The sequence below is a fragment of the Acinetobacter sp. YT-02 genome (genome assembly GCF_002412355.1).
Classification (GTDB): Bacteria; Pseudomonadota; Gammaproteobacteria; order Pseudomonadales; family Moraxellaceae; genus Acinetobacter; species Acinetobacter towneri.
The window spans coordinates 21,627-28,233 of the sequence record NZ_NOZT01000050.1; the positions used below are offsets into that span (position 1 = coordinate 21,627).

Annotated in this window: 3 protein-coding genes and 2 pseudogenes; 1 reads left to right on the top strand and 4 read right to left on the bottom strand. The window is 34.8% G+C overall.

Features of this window, described 5'->3' with window-relative positions; translation table 11 throughout:
* Window positions 1–227: 227 nt before the first annotated feature.
* The 4 genes and pseudogenes from CF596_RS12020 to CF596_RS12035 all read right to left on the bottom strand — a co-directional run bounded on the left by CF596_RS12020 (window position 228) and on the right by CF596_RS12035 (window position 6,168).
* Window positions 228–2,927: a hypothetical protein gene (locus CF596_RS12020; RefSeq protein WP_143228689.1), complete on the bottom strand. Its 2,700-nt coding sequence runs from the start codon at window positions 2,925–2,927 to the stop codon at window positions 228–230.
* Window positions 2,928–3,192: 265 nt separating this feature from the next.
* Window positions 3,193–4,332: pseudogene (locus tag CF596_RS12025) on the bottom strand (tyrosine-type recombinase/integrase).
* Between the two features lie 291 nt (window positions 4,333–4,623).
* Window positions 4,624–5,820, bottom strand: coding sequence for a Shedu anti-phage system protein SduA domain-containing protein (locus CF596_RS12030; protein ID WP_096902612.1), 1,197 nt, complete (start codon window positions 5,818–5,820; stop codon window positions 4,624–4,626).
* Between the two features lie 135 nt (window positions 5,821–5,955).
* Window positions 5,956–6,168: a hypothetical protein gene (locus CF596_RS12035; protein WP_096902614.1), complete on the bottom strand. Its 213-nt coding sequence runs from the start codon at window positions 6,166–6,168 to the stop codon at window positions 5,956–5,958.
* Between the two features lie 106 nt (window positions 6,169–6,274).
* Here CF596_RS12035 and CF596_RS12040 point away from each other — a divergent pair.
* Window positions 6,275–6,607, top strand: a pseudogene (locus tag CF596_RS12040) (IS3 family transposase); the annotation flags it as partial.

Here is a 6,607-nt window from a genome sequence, read left to right on the forward strand (position 1 = left end):
TGATGCAATTGAAATCGTATAGTTTATTGAAATCACGGTATCATCAGATAAATGTGTTTTATTCTTTCTGTGAGTTATTGATAATCCTAAGCTTTATTTGTTTATATTATAAACTACCGAATAAGACATACTAGAAAGACACCTCAATAGTTCCTAGTGGCAAGGGCGGTGTTTCTTAAATACCCCCATATTACGGGCTATATGGGGGTGGTTGAGTTAAGCTAAAGTTAAGTCACTGATTCGTCAATTGTTAAGCTTAGTTTTGTTGTATGTTCTTCCAGTTTCAATGGCATTTTTTTAACTGTAGATCTTAAAGGTTTCTTACTCACAGACTCTTTTTTAACAAACAAGTTTGTTAAATATTGGCTCATGCTGAGTTTGTATCTTTGATCGGAAGAGACATCCTGTAAAAAAATAGCTTGCGAAATAAAAAATGGAATAAGATCAGAAATGACTAATTTGTCCTTAGCCATCTTACTATTTTTAATAAATAGATATTTCACTGCCAATTGTTCATGTGTTGGAATCAAGCTAATACTATGTGCTAAATCTTCAAGTTGACCAAAATTCATTTGGTTTCCTCGCTTTTTCATTTCAGCTTCTACAGTTTTTGTCCATAATTCTACAACATGCTCACTGAGCTTATTTTGATTTTCCGCTAATTCAGCACTATCAAAAATCAATACAACATCCAAAGAAACACTTTGATGCTTCTTACATTCCAATAGAATATGTTGAACATCCTTAAAGTGACGTTCTTTACCTGATAACCTCGTTTTAAATTTATTAAAAAGTGACATTAATCCTTCTTTTACATTGGAGTCACTTGGCAGATTAAATTGCCAACGCATAAGAATGCGTTCTTGATCAAAAGCCTTTTGCCACAACTTTGCATTTGCATACTTTAGATATGTTAAAGGTTGCTTCATTTTCTTTTGATACTCTGCGACCAATACTTGCGCCTTTTTCATCAAGTCATTAAGCTTTTGAACTTGCTGGTGATGCATCTTCAATTGTGAAAGATCGGACTGATATTCTTCATTAGGACGAGATTCAAACATCTTAGTAACCAAAATCCAATAACCTGATTGAATACTCAGCTCATTTAACTTATTTTCAATATCTTGTGTATGAAAGTCATAAAGTAAAGAAAGATACTGCCCCCCAACAACAGACATTTCTTCAGGATTACATTCTCGTTTTGGTACTACTGCAAAATAAGGATTTGCAGCACTTAGTAAATTATCAATAAAATGCTCAAACCTGATCAGAAAATCTAAAAATTCTGCATCAAGAATCTTATTTTTAAATAATATTTCAGCCCAACTGACACGTTGCTTATTTTTAATTTCTGTTTTCCATATGCCATTTTTCTCATCCAAGACGTAATCAATAAAGTCTTTCAAAATGGGGATTTTTGATGGATTTATTAGATCTTCATCTTTAGGTGCACCAACATGAAGCTTTTCTATTTTGAAAATAGGTTTACTTTGAAATTTTGGTCTAGGTTTTGATTCAACAATGTCAGCCAAAGGTAAATTATTGGTAATATCAAATTTTTCACTGTAGAAAGAAGTTTGGTTAACCTCAGTCCTTCTTTGATATGTTACAGGCCCTTCATTCACTTGAGATTTTTTTCTTCCTGACTGATTTGAATTTTCTGTCTTCTGTTCACCCCTACAGCGACTATATTTTTCCTGTTTTTCAGGTGTTGCTAATTTAGTCTGAATTTTTTTAGGGTAGGTTGATGATCGATAAACAAAGCTTACTATAGATGGATGTAAATCCTCATGATGTTTCTGGAAATATAGATACTTACTAGAAATAAATAAGTATTTAATCCCCCAATACTCTAATTTTTGCCTGTCTTCATTACTAAAAGAATCATCTATTCCAAACTTTAATTCAGGTTGAAGCTTTCTTAATTGCTCATTCCAATTGATAATTTTAAAAATAATATCGTGCTGATAGTCTTGAAAAGTGGAATGGATACTTTGCTCAATCTTATCCAAATCTTCTTTGGAATAACATAATTCATTTAAATCCCTATGATTACGCCATTCGTTTATTTTTTTTGTGTAAAGTGGATTCAACCACTCATTTAACAACACTTTATCAGACAATCTATGTTGCAATTTTTCATTAAATTCTGCTAGCCACGATGATTCAGTCAAAGTCAAAGATTGCAAAAAAATGACTACATGGAATCGAAAGCCATATATCCCATCATCTTCAAACTTCACATAAAATCGTAAAGTATCCGACTGTTGTTTCAGAATATCATTCAGCGCATTCTCTAATAGAGGTTTTAACAAAACAGCATTTTCTCGCCAATTTTCAATCGCATCCCCTTTGAACTGATCCGCTTCAATTTCAATATCAAATGCTAAAAAGTATGCACTCTGGGTATTTTTTAAAAATAGCTGTACGTCTTCAAATTGATATTGATATTCTAAATCTACATCAAATCGCGCTTCATTTTTGGCTAATAATTTTAGCTGTTCTCGTACGGGGTACACTTCCTTTAACCAATGGGTCAGTTCATTGTCACCATATTTTTTTAGTACCAAATTTCGATATTCACGTAACCTCAAATCAGAGTATAGCTTCCTACAATCTTGTGAGTATTCTGTTATTCCAAAATTTCCAAGCACTTCATCTTTGACTATTAACTTATCTGATTCTGTTTGAAAGGACGCAAAATCATTTACAGAAGGAGGCGTAGCTTCGACGGACAATTGGTAAAAATAATCTTCACAATTACGATACCATCGAATCAACTCTAAGGAATTTGAAACTGGTGATGAGATGATATTAAAACAACCATCCTTATCAAAAATAGAATGTGAATAGCGGAGTTCCATAATCTTAAATAAATCACTGCTCCGCACGAAGGAAGAATTGCTCAAATAAGTAGTATTAGACACGCTGAAATACCCTAAGTTATTGTTTTATTATTCTATAATGAATCATTTACTCTTTTTTTACTACAGCAAACTCAGGTTTTTATCGCAGCAATTTTTTACAGATACAACAGCAAATTTTATAACTTACAATAATCATTGCACTCAATTACAACATGCTAGACAAGTATTTCCACCAACCAATATTTCTATCAGACATAAAAAATCCCCCTTGAACCAATATGCTTCAAGGGGGATTTCAGTTTATTTAGTCTTGTATAAATTAATATCAATATTCTATCCATATTTTAACCTGCTCTCCATACCACTCCATCAATCTCACCCGCTCATCCCAATATTGCGCTCGGTTATATGCCGAGCGAATTCTATTCTGGGGCACATGTGCAAGCTGGCGTTCAATGGCATCTGGATTAAACAGATTCGATTCGTTTATAACTGTACTGAATAGCGATCTAAAACCATGTGTGGTCATTCGTCCCGCATAGCCTGAACGTTTGATCACAGCCAAAATAGACTCGCTACGCATAGGTTCTTTGTTATTTAAACGATGTGGAAATAGCAGTTCCTGATTATGGGTAAGCCTCAAAGCCTTTAGCTCAGCAATCATCATGTCCGTCAACGGTACACGATGCGGAAGACGGTTCTTCATCCGCTCTTCAGGGATATCCCACTTACGTCCTTCTAAATCAAATTCTTCCCAACGTGCTTGCAGCAATTCACTAACCCGAACCCCTGTCAGCATAATCAGAATAATGGCATGATGTGTCTGAGCATCACTTGGGTATGCTCTTATCTTTCTTAAAAATTCAGGCATTTCAGAGGCTGTAAGCGAAGCCAGGTTTTTGACTCTTTTGTTCTTAAGAGCATAAACCAGATCACCTGCCGGATTATCATAACGATAGCCATGCGCAATAGCATACTTCATGACCATGCCGCAACGAGATAAGGTCCGTTTTGCAATTTCAAGCGAGCCTCTTGCCTCAATCTTCTTAATGATTTGCAAAATCTCCGGAGCCTGAATCTGATTAATACGCTTATTAGCAAGAGCAATATAAAGCTCATCCAATGAAGCTCGTACATTACTGATATGTTTGGATGACCAGGTTTCTTTTTGATTATTGAACCAATCCTCTGCGACTTCCTTAAAATAAGGCTGCTCCTGCTCAACCTCAGTTGTATTTTTGAGTTTATATCTCAGATCAAGCGCGATCTCCCTTGCACGCTTTAAACTTAGCTCAGGATAGATACCTAATGCTTTGGACTTCCTTTGTCCATTTTCCGTGTATCTGATAGACCAATATTTTTTACCATTCGGATCGATTCGTAAAGACAGGCCATTAATATCAGAAAGGCGGTACTGTTTTTCCTAGGGTAGTGCTTTTTTACATTGCACATCAGTAAATGACATATCTTTGTCCCACATAATTAAACTTATTTAGTGGGTCAAATTGTCCCAATTTTGACACATAAAGTAAAAACAGGGTCACACAGCTTAGGAGAGGGTCGAACAATACAGCCAATAAAAAAGGCTTTAGACATTGAGTTTAAAGGCTTTTTTAGATTCCGACGGATTACTTTGGAAAGAATTTTGGTGGGGTGGCGTCAATTAAACTAATAATTTAATGTATTGATATATATAGAATTATTTTTTAATAGATAATCAACCATACAAAATACCATACACAGCATCAGATGTTTACTAGTTCATAAAAGACCACAAAGGCCAATTTCTTGTTATAGGCTTTAATACATCTTCTTCTTGGACTAAATGTCCAGATGACTGTCTTACCATAAAATGTTGAGGTTTGAATTCTAAACATGTATTTGCTTCACCTATTTTTTTCTTAAAATGATAATAGGAATCAAGCTTTTCTTTTATATCCATTGTTCTATTCACTGCATAGTTTGTAAACATATAAAAATGTGCCCCATTATTACCAGTGGAATCAGCACCGAACGTTAAATAATCTATATCTGGGTCAAGATTAAGTTTCTTTTTTCCTATCTTAAGTTCAGATTCTATATTATTGACATTTAGTGACATATATATACCGTCTGAATCATTTGAAAATTCAAATCTTACGTAGTGTGGCCCTAATTTATCTAGAGGTGATTCTAAGCAATGAGATTTATTTTCTGAATCTATACATTTAAAAATCAAGATGCCATTTTCCAAGCAAACTGAAACTTTATTCTTGTCTTTCCCTCCATACTCAGCAATAACTACTCTGTCAGCAGGTTGTTGATGACTTAAATAAATGTGAAATACAAAAACCCATCCTGATCTACTTGCTATATCTGTGCGTGATACTGAGTATGCTTTTATTAATTTATTTAAGAGTTCATCATAAAAGATTATCTCTGTTGGAACCTTTCTTTGTGCAGCAAGGGAACTGACAAGACTATTATCATTTTCAGCACTAAGTGCATATATGAGTTTCACACGATAGTCAGCAATCTTCTCAAAGTTGAGCTCGCGCTTAACTACATCTCTTGCCTCTGATCTTTGACGAATAGATTCAACGTACTCAGTGGCTTGTGAAATATAACCTTCTGCTAAAGATTTAAACTTAGCTCGATTTCCATCGTAACGAGCAGTAGTAATATCACCAACAAAAGGTGTTTTTAACTCAACTACTATGATATTTCCAGCAGACAATTCTACCCCAATGAAGTCAGGCTCCGGTGTATATTCTTTATCTTCATCGTAAGGTAAGGAATAGGGCGAACTTTTTTCAAATGGTTTAGCAATATCAACTCCTATAACTGAGAAAATTATTGGATGCTTTTCAAATAATTCTTGATAGAGATTTTCCTCATTCTTCTTCTCTTTTAGCAGAACATGAAGATCATATATTGCTGACCACAATTGTTCATCTTGTCTTATATTATTCATCTCTTACCATCTGTATTGCTTTAGCTAAAGATATGAATATAAATAAACTTAGTAGTTATGCAATCTTTTATTTTTCAAATATATGTCCGATTAAAAGACCAAGACAACATAAGCTATCTTGGTCTTTATCAAACATCAGCTATATCGAGCTTGCTTTTGATCTTCCCACCAGTTTACTAACTCGTTGTAGTCAAAATATACAGCAGCTTGCCTGCTTGCCCCTTCCTTTATTGGTCTTGGAAAGCTTGGATCAGTTTTAACTAATTTATTTAATTTATCACGCTCTACCGACAGCATGTGACAAACATCTTTAATCGTTAAGCGTAGCTTTGTGTACATCATATTCATATCCCCCTTATTTCCTCCTATACTGCGTGTTACAGACTCATTTCCATTTATCATACTGAACCGTACCGGGTTTGTCGGAGACCAACTTTCTTGAGAGAATGTTCCAATGACAAAACCAAAATATACCCCTGAAATCAGAGAAAGAGCGGTTCAATTATTGACTGAATCTGAAAAAGATTATCCTTCTACTTGGGCTGCAATCACAGCTATTGCACCTGAGCAGCATGCTGCGCAAGGGTTGTACTCCTGAAACATTGCGTGTTTGGTATTTAAAGCATATGGATCAACTAAATCCTGCCAAAGTACAACAGATATCTGACCAAGAAAAAATGAAGCAAATGGAACGTGAAATTAAAGAATTAAAACGTGCCAATGAAATTCTACGTAAAGCAGCCGCTTTTTTCGCCCAGGCGGAGCTCGACCGCCCACACAAATAATG